Source organism: Lysobacter sp. DMC97, from assembly GCF_056313745.1.
Window position 1 is genome coordinate 259,635 of record NZ_JBQUZR010000004.1, and the last position, 20,792, is coordinate 280,426.

Below are 20,792 nucleotides of genomic sequence, written 5' to 3' on the forward strand. Positions count from 1 at the left end.
CACGGTCGCATCGAGACGGAGCCCGCATGCCCAGACTCTTCCCGCATCTCCGCCGCAAGGCGGTGTACGCCCAGATCGCGCGTCGAAACGGCATCCGCGGCCCGCTGGTGTTCCAGGCGCCGCCGCCGCGTCTGGACGAGTTCGGCCAGCCGATCGCCAACGGCCTGCCGGCCGCGATCGGCACCGGCCCCGCGACCGTGCCGGGCACGCCGTCCGGCGGCCACGGGATGTCGGGCCCGTCCACGGCGAACCGCTCCTCGCCCGACCTTGTGACCCTGCAGCGCGCGCCCTTCGCCGTGCGCGTGCTCAACCACCTCACCTTCGGCGCGACGCAGGCCTCGATCGCCGCCTTCAACGCGCTCGGCGCCAACGACACCGCGCGGCTGACGGCGTTCCTCGACCAGCAGCTCAACCCGGCGGGCATCGACGACAGCGCGATGGACGCCCGCCTGACCGCGGCCGGGTACACCACGCTCAACAAGAGCCTGACCCAGCTGTGGGCCGACCACGTCGTGCCCGACCCCGCCTACGACGTGCGCATGCGGCCGGCCTGGGAAGCCGAGCGCGGCGCGCTGGCTCGCGCGGTCCACTCCAAGCGCCAGTTGCTGGAAGTGGTCTGCGGCTTCTGGCACGACCACTTCAACGTCACCGCCAGCGACTTCTCCGCCGGTCCGGTGTACATGCACTACCAGCGCGACGTGATCCGCGCCAACGCGCTGGGCAACTTCCGGACGATGCTCGAAGCGGTCGCGCAGAGCACGTCGATGATGTACTACCTCGACAATTCGTCGAACACGCGCTCCGGCCCGAACGAGAACTTCGCGCGCGAACTGCTGGAACTGCACACGCTGGGCGCCGAGAACTACCTCGGCTTCATGGATCCGTTCCAGGTCCCGCCCTGCCCCGAGGATCCGACCTACCCGATCGGCTACACCGACAACGACGTCTACGAGACCGCGTCGGCGTTCACCGGCTGGTCGATCAAGAACGGCCACTGGCAGTACCCGACCGAGAACGACGGCGGCTTCGTGTACCGCTCCGCCTGGCACGACGCCGGCCCGAAGTACGTCCTCGGTAAGTACATCTATCCCGAGCAGCCGGCGATGAAGGACGGCCGCGACATCATGGACCGGCTGGCCAGCCATCCGCGCGTCGCCAAGTTCATCTGCAAGAAGCTGATCCGCCGTTTCGTGGGCGACCGCCCGCCGCAGTCGCTGATCGACAGCGCCGCGGTCGTGTTCCGCGCGAACTGGCAGCAGCCGGACCAGATCGCGAAGACCCTGCGCCACATCCTCACTTCGGACGCGTTCAAGAACAGCTGGGGCATGAAGAACCGCCGCCCGTTCGAGCTGATTGCCGCCACGCTGCGCGGCCTGGGCTCCGACTGGACGCCGAAGGTCGGCGACAGCCGCACCGACTCGCTCTTCTATCTCCTGACGTCCGCCGGCCACGTGCCGTACGAATGGCCGGCGCCGAACGGGTATCCGGACATCTTCCTCGCGTGGTCGGGTTCCAGCAGCTACGTGATGACGTGGCGGGTGCTGGACTGGCTGACCGAGACCAACGACGGCGCGGCCACCCCCGCGCCGATCGCGCCGATCCTCGACGCGACCCGCAGCGGCGTGACCAGCTGGACCGCGAACAATCTCGTCGACTTCTGGTGCCAACGGCTGCTGGGCTACCTGCCGGCGGCGAGCCGGCGCGCGGTACTGGCGGGCTTCATGGCGCAGAACGGCAACCCCGCCGTCGACGTCATCACCGACACCGACGCCTGGGCCGCGAGCGACCCGAAGAAGCACTACAACCAGCAGCGCCTCCGCAGCCTCGTCGCGCTGATCCTGCTGTCGCCCGAATTCACGAGCCGCTGAGGACCCCGCCATGACCGATCTCCGTTTCGACCGGCGCGAGTTCCTCAAGGGCTGCTGCGCGACCGCCGCGGTCGGCGCCGCCGGCCCGTCGATGCTGTTCTCGCAGGAGGCGGCCGCGGCCGCCAATCCCTACGACACCGTGGTGCTGGTGTTCCTGCGCGGCGGCATGGACGGCCTGAACCTGGTGCCGCCGGTCTCCGGCAACGACCGCAGCTATTACGAGGAAGCCCGGCCCTCGCTGAACATCGCCGCCAGCGGCACCTACGGCGCGCTGCCGCTCACCCTCGCCGGCGGCGCCGCCACGGGCTTCGGCCTGCATCCCTCGGCCACCGGGCTGAAGACGATCTGGGACGCCGGCAAGCTCGCCATCGTCCAGGCCTGCGGCATGCCGACCGTGGTCACCCGCAGTCATTTCGATGCCCAGCTGTACCTCGACCTCGGCACGCCCGGCGCGCAGGGCGGCGGTACCGGCTGGATGAGCCGCGCCTGGGCCACCCAGACCGGCACCACCGGCAGCGAATCCATGCCGCTGCTGGCCGTGGCCAGCCGCCAGCCGGCGAACCTGCTCGGCAACACCCAGGCCCTGGTCATGCCCAGCCCCACCGATTTCGCGCTGAACACCGGCGCCTGGCAGTGGCAGCAGTACCGCAGCGGCCTGCCGGCCGGCACCAAGGGCGTCAACGAGACGCTGGCCGCGCTGTGGGCCGGCCAGACCGGGACCGAGCTGTCCGGCCAGCGCGCCGACAACGCGCTGCGGGTGATCGGCAGCCAGGCCTACACCTCCACCCTGCCCGCCGGCTGGCCGACCACGACCTTCGCCCGCCAGCTGTGGACCATCGCCCAGTCGGTGCGCTTCAACCTCGGCCTGCGCTTCGCCACCGTCGACCTCGGCGGCTGGGACACGCACGACGGCCAGGGCACCGCGGGCAGCGGTTACCACTACTACCAGAACAAGATCGCCGAACTGTCCGACGCGCTGACCGCGTTCTACAACGAGCTGACCACCACCGGCGAAATGGGCCGGGTGACGGTGATCGTGCAGTCGGAATTCGGACGCCGCGTGCGCCAGAACGGCAGCGGCGGCACCGACCACGGCTACGGCAACCAGATGCTGGTGCTCGGCGGCGCGGTCAACGGCCGCAAGCTCTACGGCCAGTGGCTGGGGCTGGCGCCGGAGATCCTGTCGCCCTACTTCGGCGACGTGCCGGCGACCACCGACTACCGCCGCGTGTTCTCGGAAATCCTGATCCGCCGCCTCGGCAACAACAAGCTGGGCACGATCTTCCCCGGCTACACCGGCTATTCGCCGCTGGGCATCGTGCAGGGCACCGACATCGCGCCGCAGTACACGGCCGGCCTCGCGGTCCCGGCCATGGCGAACCTGCCGGCGAACCCGCAGCCGGCCTACGGCGAATCGCTGGTCGAATCCTCGCGCGCCCTGCGCGCCGCCGCGCACGATCGCGAGACCTGGTACCACCGCCTGCTGGCGGCGCTCGGCCTCGTCTGAGCACACGTGCCATCACGACGGCGGCGGGACGAATGCCCCGCCGCCGTTCGCATCGCCCCGCCCTCGTCAGCCCAGCGTGGCGATGCCGTTCACGATCGCCGACGCGTACGCGGATACCGGGTTGCCGGTCTGCTGCACCTCGCCGTAATTCCAGACGAAGCCACCGATGATCCCCGGCGTCATCTGCGTGTTGTCGGCGAACGTCGTCTGCAGCGCCTGCGGCGGCGTCTGCTGCGCGTCGTAGCCGGGCACCACGAAGGCCGGGATGTTCGCGATGCCCAGCGGCGACGTCGCCTGCTGCAGCAGCCCGACCCACTGCGACTGGGTGTTGCTGCCGCCACCGTCGTAGCACTGCAGGTTCATCGTGGTCACCAGCTGGCGATTGCCGTTCGCGGCGTAGATCTTCGCCAGGCAGTCGATCCAGAAACCCGAATCCATGTACGGGCAGAACGTCGTGGTCATGCCCAGGCCGTCGAGCATCGCCGCCAGCGACACCAGCGTATCGGTGTAGTAGCTGTACGGATGTGAATACGGCGCCGGCGACGACTCCGCCTCCAGGTCGATGTCGATGCCGTCGATCGACAGCCCCGTCTTCAACGCCTGGAAGTTCGCGTACAGCGGATTCGCGCTGCCGGTGCCGTACTGGTCGATCATCGCCTTGATGTTGACGAAGTCGCTCTCGCAGCTCCAGCCGCCGACCGAGAACAGCAACTGCGTCATGATGCCGCGCGCCTTCATTTCCGCGATCAGCGCCGGCAGGTGCGCGAAGCCCGGCTGCAGCTGGCCGCCGGAAACGATCGGATCGCCGTCGTTGTAGGCGAAGTCGCCGTTCGCGCGCACGTGCAGCGCCCAGAACACGCCGACGGTGAAGCCCGAATTGCCGATGTCGTGGGCCATCAGGCCCAGCGCCTCGATGCTGGGATTGCTGGTGGGACTGGGATTCTGGACGTCGAAGTTGTTGAGATAGATCGTGATCTTCTGCGTACCGCTCATGGCCTGTTCCTCCTGGACGTTGGCTGTCTGGCTTCCGGATTGCCGCATGGGGACGCCGGCGACGTCTGCATGCCGGCGCGGCACGCTCACCATAGCCTGTCCGCGACGGCAGCGTCATGGCATCGCGACGACGGATCGCCACCGCAAAACGACGAAGCCCGCCGTTTTCACGGCGGGCTTCGGGGAAGCGCGGAGCGGCAGGCGGCTTATTCGCCGGACAGGCCTTCGCCTTCGGCCACGGCCTTCATCGACAGGCGGATGCGGCCCTGCTTGTCGACTTCCAGCACCTTGACCTTCACCACGTCGCCTTCCTTCAGCTTGTCGCTGACCTTCTCCACGCGCTCGCTGGAGATCTGCGAGACGTGGACCAGGCCGTCCTTGCCCGGCAGGATGGTGACGAACGCGCCGAAGTCCATGATCTTCGCGACCTTGCCTTCGTAGATCCGGCCCGGCTCGACGTCCGAGGTGATCTGCTCGATGCGCGCCTTCGCGGCCTGCGCGGCGGCGGCATTGACGGAAGCGATGACGATCGTGCCGTCGTCCTGGATGTCGATCTGCGTGCCGGTTTCCTTGGTGATCGCCTGGATCGTGGCGCCACCCTTGCCGATCACTTCGCGGATCTTGTCCGGATGGATCTTCATGGTCAGCAGACGCGGCGCGTACTCGCTCAGCTCGGCGCGCGGCGTGGTGATCGCCTTCGCCATCTCGCCGAGGATGTGCAGGCGGCCCTGCTTCGCCTGGGCCAGCGCGACCTTCATGATCTCTTCGGTGATGCCCTGGATCTTGATGTCCATCTGCAGCGCGGTGACGCCCTGCTCGCTGCCGGCCACCTTGAAGTCCATGTCGCCGAGATGGTCTTCGTCGCCGAGGATGTCGGACAGCACGACGAACGCGCTCTCTTCCTTCACCAGGCCCATCGCGATGCCCGCGACCGGACGCTTCACCGGCACGCCGGCGTCCATCAGCGCGAGCGAGGAGCCGCACACCGAGGCCATCGACGAGGAGCCGTTCGACTCGGTGATTTCAGAGACCACGCGGATCGTGTACGGGAACGCTTCCATGCCCGGCATCATCGCCAGCACGCCGCGCTTGGCGAGGCGGCCGTGGCCGATCTCGCGGCGCTTCGGCGCACCGAAGCGGCCGGTCTCGCCGACGGAGTACGGCGGGAAGTTGTAGTGGAACAGGAAGTGTTCCTTCCACTCGCCGGCGACGTCGTCCATGATCTGGCCGTCACGCGCGGTGCCGAGGGTGGTCACGACCAGCGCCTGGGTCTCGCCGCGGGTGAACAGCGCCGAGCCGTGGACGCGCGGCAGCACGCCGATCTTGCAGGTGATCGGACGCACGGCGTCGAGGGTGCGGCCATCGATGCGGATCTTGGTGTCGAGCACCGAGTCGCGCATGGTGCGGTATTCGAGTTCGCCGAATTCCTTCGACAGCTCGCCGGCGTTCCAGCCTTCGGCCTCGGCGCGCGGCGCGAGGGCGCCCAGCACGTCCTTCTTGATCGCGGAGATGGCGTCGCGACGCTGCAGCTTGTCGCGCACCTGGAAGGCGGCGGCGAGCTGGCTGCCCACGGCTTCCTTCAGCGCGGCGATCATGGCGTCGTTCTTCGCCGGCGCCTGCCATTCCCACGACTTGGTGCCGGCTTCGACGACCAGTTCATTGATGGCGTGGATCACCGCCTGCTGCGCCTGGTGGCCGAAGACCACCGCGCCCAGCATCACCTCTTCCGACAGTTCCTTCGCTTCCGACTCCACCATCAGCACGGCCTGCGAGGTACCCGCGACGATCAGCTCCAGCTCCGATTCCTTCAGCTCGCTGACGGACGGGTTGAGGATGTACTGGCCGTTCTTGTAACCGACCTTGGCGGCACCGATCGGCCCCTGGAACGGGGCGCCGGTCAGGGCCAGCGCGGCCGAAGCGCCGATCATCGCCGGGATGTCGCCCTCGACTTCCGGATTCAGCGACACCAGCGTCGCGATGATCTGGACTTCGTTGCGGAACTCTTCCGGGAACAGCGGACGGATCGGACGGTCGATCAGGCGGCAGATCAGCGTTTCCTTCTCCGTCGGACGGCCTTCGCGCTTGAAGAAGCCACCCGGGATGCGGCCGCCGGCGTAGAACTTTTCCTGATAATCGACGGTGAGCGGGAAGAAGTCCTGTCCTTCACGGGCCGACTTGGCGGCGACGGCCGTCACCAGCACCACGGTGCCATCCACCGACACCATCACTGCGCCGCCGGCCTGGCGGGCGATTTCGCCGGTCTCGAGCACCACTTCATGCCGGCCGTACTGGAAACGCTTGGTCACTTTTGCCACGTTGGAAATTCCTCGGATCGATGTCGATGGGCGATGCTGAACCGGGACGCGGCCCCTGCCGGGCCCGGGTGGCCGCGGTCGCGGCCGGTGTTGCGCGGGACAGGTGTCCCCAAAACGAAACCGCGGCGCATTGCTGCGCCGCGGTGGGTCTGAAGCTTAGCGGCGCAGACCGAGCTTCTCGATCAGGGCCTTGTAGCGCTCCGCGTCTTTGCGGTGCAGGTAGTCGAGCAGGCTGCGACGGCGGTTGACCATCTTCAGCAGGCCGCGACGGCTGTGGTGGTCCTGCTTGTGGGTCTTGAAGTGTTCGGTGAGCTGCGAGATGCGGGCCGACAGCAGCGCGACCTGGACTTCCGGCGAACCGGTGTCGTTGGCGCTGCGCTTGTTGGCGTCGATGATCTGGGCGGAATCGATGGACATGGGAGCCTCTTGACGCGGGCATTGCAGGAAAGCGGCCGGTCATGCCGGATACCGCGCACCGCAGGTGCCGCCTGATGGGATGGGAAAAACGACGCTGTCCGGGGTGCGGTCGAAACCGGCCCGGACAGCATCGGAATTGTAGCCCGCCCCCCTCGCCCGGACAAGGCTCCGGGCCCGAGAAAGGCCGGTCAGGGCTTTCCGGTATCCGTGGCGGGCGCCGGAAGCGCCGCGGCCTCGGACATCTTGCGCATCACCTCGGCCATGCCCTCCATCTGCCCGCTGAGGGCCAGGCGCCAGCCCTGCGGCGTGCGGTTCAGGCTGACCACCTCCATCCGGGTCATCTTGATGCCCATGGCCTCGGCCGTGTTCCGGGTCACCAGGTGGACCTGGTGGTCGCCCTCGGGCACGGCGCCGAGGATCTGCTGGTCGCCCAGCGACACCATGCCTTGCGCCCGACCCATCATCGTCTTCAGGAATCCCGCGAAGAACGCCGCGTCGTCCAGCCTGGCCAGGGCGGCCGCATCGTCCACGCCCAGCAGCATCTGCAGCATCGGCGCCAGCTTGCCGGAACTGTCGGTCGCGCCGAGCATGCCGCGGAACTGGCGCAGCGCCGCCGGATCGAACGTGGCGGCCGCGCCCGGCCAGTCGCCGGCACGCATCCGGGTGAAGCTCTCGGCGGCGACCTGCTGGGGCGTCATGTCCGGCGTCAGCTCGGCGGCCGACAGCGGCAGGGCGCCGCACAGCAGCATGAGGGCCAGGACGGGACGGGCAAACGAAGCGAACGGATGGCGCACGGGGAACTCCTTGTCGGCGGAACGGGCGCGGCAGGGCGCGGATGTCGGGTTCAGGGCGAGGGGCGGTGGAAGACGCGCTGCGGCGCCAGCACGCCGTCGTCGTCGATCGAGGCCAGCCCGCAGGCGCGGCCGTCCGCATCGAACACCGCGCAGTCGCCGGGCCGCTCGTGGGTCAGATGCAGGCGCTGGCCCTGGCGGAAGCGCCGTGCGGCGTCGTCGGTCAGGTCGACCCGGCGATGGCCGACCAGGCCGATCTCCAGCGGCAGCAGGCAGGCATCGAGGCAGTGCGGGTCGCGCTCGGCCAGCGCCTGCAGCGAGGCCAGCGTCCACATCCGCGGATCGCGGAACGGGTCGACCCACAGCCGGCGCAGCTCGGCGACGTGCGCGCCGCAGCCCAGCGCTTCGCCGAGGTCGCGCACGAGGCTGCGCACGTACGTGCCCGAACCGCATTCGACGTGCAACCGCAGCTGCGGCGCGTCGCCGTCGAGCAGGTCCTGTTCCGACAGCAGCTCGAAGGCATGCACGTCGATCATCCGCGGCTCGATCTCGATCGTTTCGCCACGACGTGCCTTGGCGTACAGCGGCTCGCCGCCGCGCTTGAGCGCGGAATAGATCGGCGGCACCTGCGCGATGTGGCCGGTGAGGCCGCGCAGCGCGGCGTCGATCGTGGCGATGTCGTAATGGCCGACGGGACGCTCGCGCAGCGACCGGCCCTCGGCGTCGTCGGTGTCGGTGACGATGCCCAGCCGCGCCACGGTGTCGTAGGCCTTGCGCGAGCCAAGCAGGTCGCCCGCGAGTTTGGTGGCCTCGCCGAAGCACACCGGCAGCAGGCCGGTGGCGAGCGGATCGAGACTGCCGGTGTGCCCCGCCTTCTCCGCACGGAACAGGTGCCGCACGCGCTGCAGCGCCTGGTTCGAGCTCAGTCCCTGCGGCTTGTCGAGCAGCAGGATGCCGTCGAGCTTGCGGAAGGTTTTCTTGGAGGCCTGGGCCATCAGGGGATCATATTCCCAACCGCTGGGGTTTGTCGGGCGGGCCCTGGCCCGCCATTGCGGCATCGCGGATCACGACGGACGACGATCGAAGCCGTCTCACCGTCCGCAACCTCGAACGGAACCGTCGAAACGGTGGGCCCGGGGCCCACCCTACGAATCGGTGCCGAGGTCCCGCAGCAGGTGGTCGATGCGTTCGCCGCGATCCACCGAATCGTCGTATTCGAAATGCAGTTCGGGCGTGTGGCGCATGCGCACGGCATGCGCGAGTTCGCGGCGGATTTCCGGCGCGGCCTCCTTGAGGCCCTTCAGCGCTTCCTTCGCGCGCTCGGCCTGCAGCGCGGTGAAGAACACCTTCGCGTGGGCCATGTCGCGGCTGACCTCGACGTCGGAGACGCTGACCGACGGCAGGCCGTGCTCGCGCACCATGGCGTGCACGATCGCACCCAGCTCCCTGCGGAGCTGGGCGGAGACGCGGTCGGTGCGGTGGAACGATTTCTTCGGCATCAGCGGATCCGGCGGGACGACATGATCACGGCGTGATCACAGCGTGCGCTGCACTTCGATGCGCTCGAAGCATTCGATCTGGTCGCCCGGCTTGACGTCGTTGTACGCCTTCACGCCGATGCCGCACTCGGTGCCGTTGCGCACTTCGTCGACGTTCTCCTTGAAGCGGCGCAGCGATTCCAGCTCGCCCTCGAAGATGACCGTGTTGTCGCGCAGCACGCGGATCGGCTTGTTGCGCTTGACCACGCCCTCGATGACCATGCAGCCCGCGACCGCGCCGAACTTGGAGCTGCGGAAGACGTCGCGGACCTCGGCGGTACCGATGATCTCTTCGCGGATCTCCTTGCCCAGCAGGCCGGACGCCACCTGCTTCACCTGGTCGATGACGTCGTAGATGATCGAGAAGTAGCGCAGGTCGAGGTTGTTGGCGTCGATCACCTTGCGCGCCGAGGCGTCGGCACGGACGTTGAAGCCGATGATCGTGGCCTTCGCCGCCAGCGCGGAGTTGGCGTCGGATTCGGTGATGCCGCCCACGCCGGAGACGATCAGGTTGATGCGGATCTGGTCGTTGGACAGGCTGGTCAGGGCCTGGCGCAGCGCCTCGGCCGAACCCTGCACGTCCGCCTTCACCACCAGGTTCAGCGACAGCTGGCTGCCACCCGACCCCATCTGGGCCATGATGTCTTCCATGCGGTTGCCGGCGGACTGCACCAGGCGCAGCTCGCGGCGCTTGGCCTCGCGCTGCTGGGCCACGTCCTTCGCCAGGCGCTCGTCGGCGACCACGACGAAGTCGTCGCCCGCGTCCGGCACGCCCGACAGGCCGAGCACCTGCACCGGGATCGACGGGCCGGCGCTCTGGACCTGCGAACCGGTTTCGTCGAACAGCGCGCGCACGCGGCCGTACTGCACGCCGCAGACGAGGTAATCGCCCTTCTGCAGCAGGCCTTCCTGCACCAGCACCGTCGCGACCGGGCCGCGGCCCTTGTCGAGCGCGGACTCGATGACCACGCCCGAGGCGCGACCGTCGGCGACCGCCGTCAGTTCCAGCACTTCGGCCTGCAGCAGCACGGCGTCGAGCAGTTCGTCGATGCCCTTGCCGGTCTTGGCCGACACTTCGATGCACTGGGTCTCGCCGCCGAAGTCCTCGGCCACGATGCCGTGCGCGAGCAGTTCGTTCTTGACCCGCAGCGGGTCGGCGTCGGACTTGTCGATCTTGTTGACCGCGACCACGATCGGCACGCCGGCCGACTTCGCGTGCTGGATCGCCTCGACCGTCTGCGGCATCACGCCGTCGTCGGCCGCGACCACCAGGATCACGATGTCGGTGAGCTTGGCGCCGCGGGCGCGCATCGCGGTGAACGCGGCGTGGCCCGGGGTGTCGAGGAAGCTGACCACGCCCTTCGGCGTCTCGACGTGGTACGCGCCGATGTGCTGGGTGATGCCGCCGGCTTCGCCCGAGGCGACCTTGGTGCGGCGGATGTAGTCCAGCAGCGAGGTCTTGCCATGGTCGACGTGGCCCATGATCGTGACCACCGGCGGACGGGCGCGCTTGTCGCCCTGCTGGTCCTCGATGTGCGCGAGCAGTTCGGTCTCGGCGTCGTCGCTCTCGGCGCGGATCGCCTTGTGGCCGAGTTCCTCGGTCACCAGCGCCGCGGTGTCGTGGTCGATGGTCTGGGTGATGGTGGCCATCACGCCCATCTTGAACAGCGCCTTGACCACATCACCGCCCTTCAGCGCGAGCTTCTGCGCGAGATCGGACACGGTGATGGCTTCGCCGATCGACACTTCGCGCACGACTTTCTCCGTGGGTCGGGTGAACCCGTGCTGGCCGCCGCCGCTGCGGCTCTGTTCGATCTGGCGACGGGTCTGGCGGGTCTTGCTGCCACGCGAGGTCGAGCGACGTTCACGCTCGGCCGTGCTGAGGTGCAACTGGCCGGCGAAGCGCGCGGTGGCGTCGTCGTCCTCGACGTCGGCCACCATCGCGTGCGAGCCGCGGTTCGGCTTGGCCTTGTGTGCGTTGCGGTCGTCGACGCGCGGCGCATCGGGGCGCGCCGGCTTGGGATGACCGTGGCCGGCGACCTTCGGGCGCGCGGCGGCCTCGTCGGTGGTCTCGGCGACCGTCCCCGCAGCCAGCGCGGCCTCGGCCGCGGCGCGCGCGGCGGCCTCGTCGGCGATGCGCTTGCGCTCGGCGGCCTCTTCGGCGCGCTTGCGGTCCTCGGCGGCGAGCCGCTGCTGCTCTTCGAGGTTGCGCTGGCGCGATTCCTCGAGCTTGCGCAGGATCTCGGCGCGCTCGTCGTTGCCACCGGCATCGGCGCCGCCTTCCGGCCGCTTCACCAGCGTGACCTTCTTGCGCACCACCACGTCGACGGTGGTCTTGTTCTTGCCGCCGCCGACGGTGATTTCCTGCTTGCTGTTGCGGCTGAGCGTGATCTTCTTCGCCGCGACCGGGTCTTCGACGGTCGGTTCGCTCTTGCCGTGTGCGCGCTTGAGGAAGCCGAGCAGCTTCAGCTTCTCGGCACTGGTCACGATCTGGTCGGGACCGCTGAAGGTCATGCCGGCTTCGGCCAGCTGCTCCAGCAGTTTCTCGACCGGCGTGTTCACCAGTTCGGCCAGCTTGCGGATGGTGGTTTGCTGCGACATTCGGTATCCGTTTCTCTATGACGCGGCGGGCCGCGCATGTGATCTGGCAGTATCTGGCAATTCTACTGCGGGGGGCGCCGGGGCGCCCGGGGACGACTCAGCCTTCGCGTTCCAGCCGGGCGATTTCCTCGGCGCGGGCGGCCAGGATCAGCGCCGCGGCGCGGGCCTCGTCCAGCCCCTCGATCCCGAACTCGGCGACTTCGTCGGCCGCCAGTTCGCCCAGCTCCTCGACGGTGCGGACGCCGTGCCCGGCCAGGGCGTAGGCGGTCTCGCTGTCCATGCCGTCCAGCGACAGCAGGTCGTCGGCGGGCTGGTGCTCGTCCAGTTCCTCCTCGACCGCCAGCGCCTCGTTCAGCAGGGCGTCGCGGGCGCGGGAGCGGAGCTCCTCGACGATGTCCTCGTCGAAGCCCTCGACCGCCAGCAGCTCGCCGACCGGCACGTAGGCGATTTCCTCGACCGTGTTGAAGCCCTCGGCCACCAGGATGCCGGCGATCTCCTCGTCGACTTCCAGCTTGTCCATGAACAGGCGGCGGGCGGCGGCCTGCTCGGCCTCGCTCTTGGCCTGCACCTGGTCGGCGGTCATGACGTTGAGCTGCCAGCCGGTCAGGCGGCTGGCGAGGCGCACGTTCTGGCCGCCCTTGCCGATCGCCTGCGCCAGGCGTTCCTCGGCGACCGCGAGGTCCATCGAGTGCTTCTCTTCGTCGACGATGATCGACTGCACTTCGGCCGGCGCCATCGCGTTGATGACGAACTGGGCCGGGTTGTCCGACCACAGCACGATGTCGACGCGCTCGCCGTTCAGTTCGTTCGACACCGCCTGCACGCGCGAACCGCGCATGCCGATGCAGGCGCCGATCGGATCGGTGCGGTTGTCGTAGGCGACGACCGCGATCTTGGCGCGATCGCCCGGATCACGCGCGCAGGCCTTGATCTCGACCAGGCCCTGGCCGACTTCCGGCACTTCGAGCTTGAACAGCTCCATCATGAATTCGGGGGCGACGCGGCTGATGAACAGCTGCGGGCCACGCGGTTCGCTGCGGACGTCGGACAGGAAGCCGCGGATGCGGTCGCCGGCGCGCACGACGTCACGCGGGATCGCCTTGTCGCGCGGGATGAACGCCTCGACCTTGTCGGGCAGTTCGACGTAGACGTTGCCGCGCTCGACGCGCTTGACCGTGCCGGTGATCAGTTCGCCGACGTGGTCCTTCCACGCATCGACGACCTGCTGGCGCTCGGCCTCGCGCACGCGCTGGACGATCACCTGCTTGGCGGCCTGCGCACCGATGCGGCCGAATTCGGGGTTCTCGATCTGCTCCTCGATGTAGTCGCCGACCTCGACGCCTTCGACTTCGTCGACCGCGTCCATCAGGCGGATCTGGCGATCCGGCGATTCCATCACCACGTCGTCGGCGACCACTTCCCAGCGACGGAAGGTCTCGTAGCTGCCGTCCTTGGGATTGATCGACACGCGCGTCAGCACGTCCTGGTCCTGGTAGCGCTTCTTGGCGGCGGTGGCCAGCGCGGCTTCGAGCGCCTCGATGATGACCGACTCGGGCACGCGCTTTTCGTTGGCGACCGCGTCGACGACCAGCAGCAGATCCTTACTCATCTTGTTTGCCTCTAGAACCTTTGGATTCACTCATTCGTGGGGCCGGGACACGTCGCCGCGTCCCCGCGGGCCGGACGGCCCGCGATCGTTGGATCGTTATCCCTTGCCGTCGGAACGCTTCGCGTCCGGCTTCCTGCCCGCGGGCTTCTTGCCGGGCTTCGTCGGCGCGTAACCGAGCGCGGCCCAGTCCGGCACCAGGCGAGCCTTCTCGATGTTGTCGAACGTCACCGACAGGATCGCGTTTTCCGGCTTCGCCTCGATCGAGAACTCGACGCGATCGCCTTCGACCGCCGCGATGCGGCCCTGAAAGCGACGGCGGCCGTCCTGCGGCAGCTTCAGCACGATCTTGGCTTCTTCGCCAAGGAAACGCGCGCACTGCGCCGCGGTGAACAGCGGGCGATCGACGCCGGGCGACGACACTTCGAGCGTGTAGTGGCCGCTGATCGGGTCCTCGACGTCGAGCAACGCCGACACCTCGCGGCTCACCGCTTCGCAATCCTCGATGCCGACGTGCTGCGCACTGCCCTCGCCTTCCGGCAGCGGCCCGCGCAGGGGTTCCGTGGCCGGACGATCGATGTACAGCCGCAGCGTCGCGCCGCCCGGTGCGGGGAGATACTCGACGCCGAGCAGTTCCAGGCCGAGCGCCTGGACGGTCGGCGACAGCAGTGCGGCGATGTCGGTGGCTTTGTCCGCCATGTTGCGGCGATGCTCCGGGGGTCGGAATACGCAAAAATCGGAAACGAAAAAGGGGCCGTGGGGCCCCTTGTCCGATACCGCTGGATGTCGGCGTCGAAACGGGAGCAACCGTTTCGACAAGCCCCGTTTCCCATGCGCTCCGGTCGAAGCCGGAACACATGGAAGAAACGTGGTAGCGGGGGCAGGATTTGAACCTGCGACCTTCGGGTTATGAGCCCGACGAGCTGCCAGACTGCTCCACCCCGCAGCAGAGAAACGAGATTATGCCGATCCCGTACGGCTGTTGCAAGCCCTGTTCAGTCGCGAAGACTGAATGCAGGCGTCTTCATCTTCAGGCGAACGCCTGCTGGCACCAGGCCATGAGCGGATCCCACGCCAGACCGAGCACGAGCAGGCCGAGCGCGTTCACCGCGAACACCACGCGCAGGGCGATGTCGTCGCGCTGCACCATCGGTTCGCCCTGCGGTTCGTCGAAGAACATCGCGCGGATCACGCGCAGGTAATAGAACGCGCCGATGACCGCGAACACGATCGCGACGATCGTCAGCCAGATCTGGCCGCCCTCCCACGCCGCGCGCAGCACGGCGAGCTTCGCCCAGAAACCGAGGAACGGCGGCACGCCGGCCAGCGACGCCATCACGCACAGTACCAGCCACGCCATCCACGGACTGCGCGCGTTGAGGCCCTTGTAGTCGTCGATGCGATCGGCCTCGAAACCCTTGCGCGACAGGATGATGATCGTGCCGAAGGACGCGGCCGCCATGATCGCGTAGGAGATCGCGTAGAACATCGATGCGGCATAGCCCGACGCACCGCCACCGGACAGGCCCAGCAGCAGGAAGCCGACGTGCGAGACCGTCGAATACGCGAGCATGCGCTTGAGGTTGGTCTGCGCCAGCGCGATGAGGTTGCCGATCGCCAGCGAAGCGGCCGCGAGCAGCGAGAGCATCAGGCGCCACTCGGCGTCGAGCTGGCCGACGCCGCCTTCCAGCAGGCGGTACGCCATCGCGAACGCGGCAAGCTTGGGCGCGGCGCCGATGAAGAGCGTGATCGGCGTGGGCGCGCCTTCGTAGACGTCCGGCAACCACATGTGGAACGGTGCGGCGCCGAACTTGAAGGCGATGCCGGCGACCATCAGCACCACGCCGGTGAGCAGCAGCGGGTTGTCCGTGCCGGCACCGTGGATGACGGCGAGATCGAGGCTGCCGGCGCCGCCGTAGACCAGCGACATGCCGAACAGCAGCAGGCCCGAGGCCAGCGAGCCCAGCACGAAGTACTTCATCGCCGCTTCGGAGGCGAGCGGGCTGTCGCGGTCGATCGCGACCAGCGCGTACGAGCACAGCGCCAGCAGTTCCAGGCCGAGATAGACCATCACCAGGCTGCCGGCCGAGATCAGCAGCATCATGCCGGCGACCGCGAACAGCATCAGCACCGCGATCTCGCCCTTGTACAGGCCGCGCTCGCGCAGGAAGGCCCAGCTGTAGACCAGCGAGGCCGCACTGACGATGCAGGCCACCCACTTCAGCACGTCGGCCATGGTGTCGCGCACGAACATGCCGCCGAGGAAGCTGCCGTGCAGGCTGGCGGCGTCGCCACCGACGCCCAGCGCGATGAGGCCGGCGACGCCGATCAGCGTGGCGACGGCGAGTCCGTGGACGAGGCCGCGCTGGCGTTCGCTGACGAACAGGTCGAGCAGCAGCAGCGAGAACGCGGCGCCCACGAGCACCAGCTCCGGCAGGAGCGGCAGCAGGGAGGCGGCGGTGACGTTGGTCGTGATCATGATCTTCCCGGAACCTGGGGGTTGAACCCGCGTGTCGTTCTCAGAGCTTGCTGGCGGCCAACTGGCTGGCGAGCTGGGCGATGGCCGGCTCCATCAGGTCGGTCAGCAGTTTGGGATACACGCCGATCAGCAGCGTGCCGGCCGCGAAGACCGACAGCACGATCCACTCGCGGGGATTGATGTCCTCGAGCTCGGCGACGTGGGCGTTGCCGACTTCGCCGAACACCACGCGCTTGACCAGCCACAGCGTGTAGGCCGCGCCGACGATCAGGGTGATGGCGGCGGTGAAGGCGATCATCGGGTGCGCCTGGAAGCTGGCCAGCACCACCATGAACTCGCCGACGAAGCCGGACGTGCCCGGCAGGCCGGAGTTGGCCATACCGAACAGCACGAAGAACATCGCGAACCACGGCATCACGTTGGCCACGCCGCCGTAGTCGCGGATCATGCGGCTGTGCATGCGGTCGTAGAGCACACCGACGCAGGAGAACATTGCGCCGGAGATGAAGCCGTGCGAGATCATCTGCACCATCGCGCCCTGCAAGCCGAGGCGCGCGGCATTGGCGGCGTTCGGGTCGCTGGAATCTCGGATCAGCATCAGCGCGATGAAGGTGCCGAGGGTGACGAACCCCATGTGCGAGATCGACGAATACGCGATCAGCTTCTTCATGTCCTCCTGCACCAGCGCGACCAGGCCGATGTAGACCACCGCGATCAGGCTCAGCGCGATCACGAGCCAGGCGTAGTCGTGGCTCGCGTCCGGCACGATCGGCAGGTTGAAGCGCAGGAAACCGTAACCGCCGATCTTCAGCATGATCGCGGCCAGGATCACCGAGCCGCCGGTCGGCGCCTCGACGTGCGCATCGGGCAGCCAGGTGTGGACCGGGAACATCGGCACCTTCACCGCGAACGCGATCAGGAAGGCGAAGAACAGCCACATCTGCTCGTGGGCTTCGAGGCGCAGTGCGTACAGGTCGGGCAGCTGCCAGCTGCCGGCCTTCAGGTACAGGTAGATCAGCCCGACCAGCATGAACACCGAGCCGAGGAACGTGTACAGGAAGAACTTCACCGACGCGTAGACGCGGCGCGGGCCGCCCCAGACGCCGATGATGATGAACATCGGGATCAGCATGCCCTCGAAGAACACGTAGAACAGCATCGCGTCGATGGCGGAGAACACGCCGACCATCAGGCCTTCGAGGAACAGGAACGCGGCCACGTACTGGTTCACGCGCTTGTCGATCGACGTCCACGCACCGATCAGCACCAGCGCGGTGGTCAGCGTGGTCAGCACGATCAGCGCCACCGAGATGCCGTCGGCGCCGAGGTGGTACTGGATGCCGTAGCTCGGGATCCACTCGCGCTGCTCGACGAACTGCATGCCCGAGGTGAAGTAGTCGAAACCGGTGAGCAGCGGCAGGCTGAACGCGAAGGTCGCCAGCGCGACCGTCAGCGCCAGCCAGCGCGCGGTCTGCGCGCGGCCCTGGCCGAGCGCGAGCGCCAGCGCACCGCCGACGATGGGCAGCCAGATCAGGATGCTGAGAAGGGGCCAGTGTTGCATCGCGATTCGGTATCCGTCGGTTCGTGTCGATTAGTGCCAGAAGTTGATCAGCACGGCCAGCATGGCGATCAGGCCGAGGATCATCGCGAAGGCGTAGTGGTACAGGTAGCCGGACTGGGTGCGGCGCAGCAGCGCGGAAGCCAGGTCGACGATGCGGGCGCTGCCGTTGACGATCACGCCGTCGATGACGACCTCGTCGTGGCGACGCAGCAGCTTGCCCAGCTTGACGCCGCCACCGGCGAAGCCGCCGATCCACAGGTCGTCCATGCCGTACTTGTTGTTGAGCACGCGCGCCGCCAGCGCGAACGGCGGGAACGCCGCAAGCTTCGCCGGCAGGTCGGTGCGGAACAGGTACAGGAAGGTCGCCAGCGCGAAGCCGCCGAAGGCCAGCCAGAACGCGGGAGCAGCGAAACCGTGCAGCGCGAAGGCCACGGAGCCGTGGAACTCCTCGGCCAGTTTGGCGACCACGTCGTGGTCCTTGAGCACCTCGATCGCGCCGAGGAAGTACGGCAGCACTTCGTGATGCCCGCTCATGTCCTTGCCGAACAGCATCGGGCCGACGGTGAAGAAGCCGATGAAGATCGACGGGATCGCCAGCAGGACCAGCGGCAGCGTGACCACCCACGGCGACTCGTGCGGTTCGTGTGCGCCATGGCCGTGGCCATGGTCGTCATGCGCATGGTCGTCGTGGTGCGCGTCGCCATGCGCGTCGGCATGGGCATGATCGTCGTGACCGTGCGCGGCCGCGTGGCGAAAGCGCTCCTCACCGAAGAACGTCAGGTACAGCAGGCGGAAGCTGTAGAACGAGGTCACGAACGCGCCCAGCAGCACCGACCAGTAGCCGTAGGTCGCGATCCAGCCGTGGGCTTCGTGCGCGTGTTCGGCGGCGGCCTCGATGATGGTGTCCTTCGAGTAGAAGCCGCTGAAGAACGGCGTGCCGACCAGCGCCAGCGTGCCGATCAGGCTCGTCCAGAAGGTGATCGGCATGTACTTGCGCAGGCCGCCCATCTTCCGCATGTCCTGCTCGTGGTGCATGCCGATGATGACCGAGCCCGCGGCGAGGAACAGCAGCGCCTTGAAGAAGGCATGGGTCATCAGGTGGTAGACCGCGGCCGAGTACGCCGACACGCCCAGCGCGACGGTCATGTAGCCCAGCTGCGACAGCGTGGAGTACGCGACGACGCGCTTGATGTCGTTCTGGACGATGCCGATCAGGCCGGTGAAGAACGCGGTGGTCGCGCCGATGAACAGCACGAAGTCGAGCGCGGTCTGCGACAGCTCGAACAGCGGCGACATGCGCGCGACCATGAAGATGCCGGCGGTCACCATCGTCGCGGCGTGGATCAGCGCCGAGATCGGGGTCGGGCCTTCCATCGAGTCAGGCAGCCACACGTGCAGCGGCACCTGCGCCGACTTGCCCATGGCGCCGATGAACAGGCAGATGCAGATCAGCGTCGCCACCGACCATTCGTGGCCGGCGAAGATCTGCACGGTCTGGCCGCCGCCGATCACGCTGGAGGCATTGGCGAAGACGGTGGCGTAGTCCAGCGTGCCGAACCAGTACAGCACTGCGGCGATGCCCAGCAGGAAGCCGAAGTCGCCGACACGGTTGACCAGGAAGGCCTTGAGGTTGGCGAAGATCGCGCTGGGCCGCTTGAACCAGAAACCGATCAGCAGGTACGACACCAGGCCCACCGCTTCCCAGCCGAAGAACAGCTGCAGGAAGTTGTTGCCCATCACCAGCATCAGCATCGAGAAGGTGAACAGGCTGATGTAGCTGAAGAAGCGCTGGTAGCCCGGGTCTTCGGCCATGTAGCCGATGGTGTAGATATGGACCAGCAGCGAGACGAAGGTGACGACCACCATCATCATCGCGGTCAGCTTGTCGATCATGAAGCCGACGTGGGCGTCGTAACCGGCCACCTGGAAGAAGGTGTAGACGTTCTCGTTGAACGGCGTCGCGCCCTGCAGCAGTTGCCACAGCGTGTACACCGACAGCGCGCAGGCGGTGGCGACGCCGAGGATGGTGACGGTGTGCGCGCCGGCGCGGCCGATGCGGCGGCCGAACAGGCCCGCGAGGATCGCGCCGAACAGCGGCGCGAGCACGACGGCGATCAGGACGGACTTCGAGATAGCGTACATACCGGTGCCGTCAGCCCTTGAGAGTGTCGATTTCGGTCACGTTGATCGTCCGGCGGTTGCGGAAGAGCGTGACCAGGATCGCCAGACCGATGGCGGCTTCGGCAGCGGCCACGGTCAGGATGAAGAACACGAAGATCTGCCCCGCCGCGTCGCCGAGGTGGCGCGAGAAGGCGACGAAGTTGATGTTGACGCTGAGCAGCATGAGCTCGATCGACATCAGCAGGATGATGACGTTCTTCCGGTTGAGGAAGATGCCGGCCACGCTGATGCAGAACAGCGCGGCGCCGAGCGCCAGGTAGTGCCCGAGGGCGAGCGGTCCGATCACGATTTCACCTCCTCGGTCGCGGCGGTTTCGGCGACGACCGGCTGTTCGGCCGCCATCTTCACCATGCGGATGCGGTCCTGCGCGCGGACGCGCGACTGCTCGGCGGGGTTCTGGTGCTTCACGCCGGTGCGCCGGCGCAGGGTCAGCATCACCGCCGCGATCACCGCGATGGTCAGGATCACCGCCGCGGTCTCGAACGGCAGCATGAAGTCGGTGAACAGCGTGCGCGCCAGCCACTCGGTGTTCGACAGGCCCTGCGCTTCGGCCGGGTCGGCACCGAAACCGGCGGCCAGCTGCGCCTTCACGCCGATCAGGGTCAGCATCTCGACCAGCATCACCACCGAGACCAGCAGGCCCAGCGGCAGGTAGCGGACGAAGCCTTCGCGCAGCGGCGCGATGTCGACGTCGAGCATCATCACCACGAACAGGAACAGCACCATCACCGCGCCGACGTAGACGAGGACCAGGGCCACGCCGAGGAACTCGGCGCCGGCGATGATCCAGGTGCAGGCGACGGTGAAGAAGGTCAGCACCAGGCACAGTGCGGCGTGCACCGGGTTGCGCACGGTGATCACCGCGCCGGCGGAGACGACGGCGACGAGCGCGAAGAAGAGGAAAGCGATGGTCGGCAGGTTTTCCACGGCGGTCC

Annotated in this window: 15 protein-coding genes, 1 tRNA gene and 2 pseudogenes; 2 read left to right on the top strand and 16 right to left on the bottom strand. The window is 67.8% G+C overall.

The features are described from left to right. Positions 1-26: 26 nt before the first annotated feature. Positions 27-1,868: a DUF1800 domain-containing protein gene (locus ACT53Q_RS10305; protein WP_476186558.1), complete on the top strand. Its 1,842-nt coding sequence runs from the start codon at positions 27-29 to the stop codon at positions 1,866-1,868. A 10-nt stretch (positions 1,869-1,878) separates the two neighbouring features. Beyond that, entirely contained in the window at positions 1,879-3,375 is a 1,497-nt protein-coding gene (locus ACT53Q_RS10310) for a DUF1501 domain-containing protein (RefSeq protein WP_476186559.1), read from the top strand. 66 nt (positions 3,376-3,441) lie between these two features. On the opposite strand, the gene ACT53Q_RS10315 is transcribed toward ACT53Q_RS10310, so the two are convergent. The 16 genes and pseudogenes from ACT53Q_RS10315 to ACT53Q_RS10390 all read right to left on the bottom strand — a co-directional run bounded on the left by ACT53Q_RS10315 (position 3,442) and on the right by ACT53Q_RS10390 (position 20,784). After that, a complete protein-coding gene (locus ACT53Q_RS10315) occupies positions 3,442-4,368 on the bottom strand; it encodes a hypothetical protein (RefSeq protein ID WP_476186560.1) in 927 nt (308 codons plus the stop codon). 206 nt (positions 4,369-4,574) lie between these two features. Then, positions 4,575-6,683, bottom strand: coding sequence for a polyribonucleotide nucleotidyltransferase (gene pnp, locus ACT53Q_RS10320; RefSeq protein ID WP_476186561.1), 2,109 nt, complete (start codon positions 6,681-6,683; stop codon positions 4,575-4,577). Positions 6,684-6,839: 156 nt separating this feature from the next. Beyond that, on the bottom strand, positions 6,840-7,100 hold the full coding sequence (gene rpsO / locus ACT53Q_RS10325) for a 30S ribosomal protein S15 (RefSeq protein ID WP_476169837.1): 261 nt from the start codon (positions 7,098-7,100) through the stop codon (positions 6,840-6,842). 188 nt (positions 7,101-7,288) lie between these two features. Next, positions 7,289-7,894 carry a hypothetical protein gene (locus ACT53Q_RS10330; protein WP_476186562.1) on the bottom strand — a complete coding sequence of 202 codons (606 nt, stop codon included), beginning with the start codon at positions 7,892-7,894 and terminating at the stop codon, positions 7,289-7,291. Between the two features lie 50 nt (positions 7,895-7,944). Beyond that, positions 7,945-8,886 (bottom strand): tRNA pseudouridine(55) synthase TruB, encoded by a 942-nt coding sequence (gene truB / locus ACT53Q_RS10335; RefSeq protein WP_476186563.1) that lies wholly within the window; start codon positions 8,884-8,886, stop codon positions 7,945-7,947. A 150-nt stretch (positions 8,887-9,036) separates the two neighbouring features. After that, positions 9,037-9,390: a 30S ribosome-binding factor RbfA gene (rbfA, locus tag ACT53Q_RS10340; protein WP_476186564.1), complete on the bottom strand. Its 354-nt coding sequence runs from the start codon at positions 9,388-9,390 to the stop codon at positions 9,037-9,039. A gap of 36 nt (positions 9,391-9,426) precedes the next feature. Beyond that, positions 9,427-11,220: pseudogene (infB, locus tag ACT53Q_RS10345) on the bottom strand (translation initiation factor IF-2); the annotation flags it as partial. A 42-nt stretch (positions 11,221-11,262) separates the two neighbouring features. Beyond that, a pseudogene (locus ACT53Q_RS10350) lies at positions 11,263-12,030 on the bottom strand (translation initiation factor IF-2); the annotation flags it as partial. Positions 12,031-12,127: 97 nt separating this feature from the next. Further along, positions 12,128-13,639, bottom strand: coding sequence for a transcription termination factor NusA (gene nusA / locus ACT53Q_RS10355; protein ID WP_476186565.1), 1,512 nt, complete (start codon positions 13,637-13,639; stop codon positions 12,128-12,130). A 96-nt stretch (positions 13,640-13,735) separates the two neighbouring features. Next, the gene (gene rimP, locus ACT53Q_RS10360) at positions 13,736-14,335 is read right to left on the bottom strand and encodes a ribosome maturation factor RimP (RefSeq protein ID WP_476186566.1); all 600 of its coding nucleotides are present in this window, start codon (positions 14,333-14,335) and stop codon (positions 13,736-13,738) included. A gap of 170 nt (positions 14,336-14,505) precedes the next feature. Beyond that, positions 14,506-14,582 (bottom strand) — tRNA-Met (locus tag ACT53Q_RS10365). A gap of 84 nt (positions 14,583-14,666) precedes the next feature. Continuing rightward, positions 14,667-16,115, bottom strand: coding sequence for an NADH-quinone oxidoreductase subunit NuoN (gene nuoN / locus ACT53Q_RS10370; protein ID WP_476186567.1), 1,449 nt, complete (start codon positions 16,113-16,115; stop codon positions 14,667-14,669). A 40-nt stretch (positions 16,116-16,155) separates the two neighbouring features. After that, complete coding sequence (locus ACT53Q_RS10375; RefSeq protein ID WP_476169844.1) at positions 16,156-17,676, bottom strand: NADH-quinone oxidoreductase subunit M; 1,521 nt, start codon at positions 17,674-17,676, stop codon at positions 16,156-16,158. A gap of 30 nt (positions 17,677-17,706) precedes the next feature. After that, positions 17,707-19,818, bottom strand: coding sequence for an NADH-quinone oxidoreductase subunit L (gene nuoL / locus ACT53Q_RS10380; RefSeq protein ID WP_476186568.1), 2,112 nt, complete (start codon positions 19,816-19,818; stop codon positions 17,707-17,709). Between the two features lie 10 nt (positions 19,819-19,828). After that, on the bottom strand, positions 19,829-20,140 hold the full coding sequence (gene nuoK, locus ACT53Q_RS10385) for an NADH-quinone oxidoreductase subunit NuoK (protein WP_476170298.1): 312 nt from the start codon (positions 20,138-20,140) through the stop codon (positions 19,829-19,831). Beyond that, complete coding sequence (locus ACT53Q_RS10390) at positions 20,140-20,784, bottom strand: NADH-quinone oxidoreductase subunit J (RefSeq protein WP_476186569.1); 645 nt, start codon at positions 20,782-20,784, stop codon at positions 20,140-20,142. The genes nuoK and ACT53Q_RS10390 overlap by 1 nt, the downstream gene beginning before the upstream one ends. Positions 20,785-20,792: the final 8 nt, after the last annotated feature.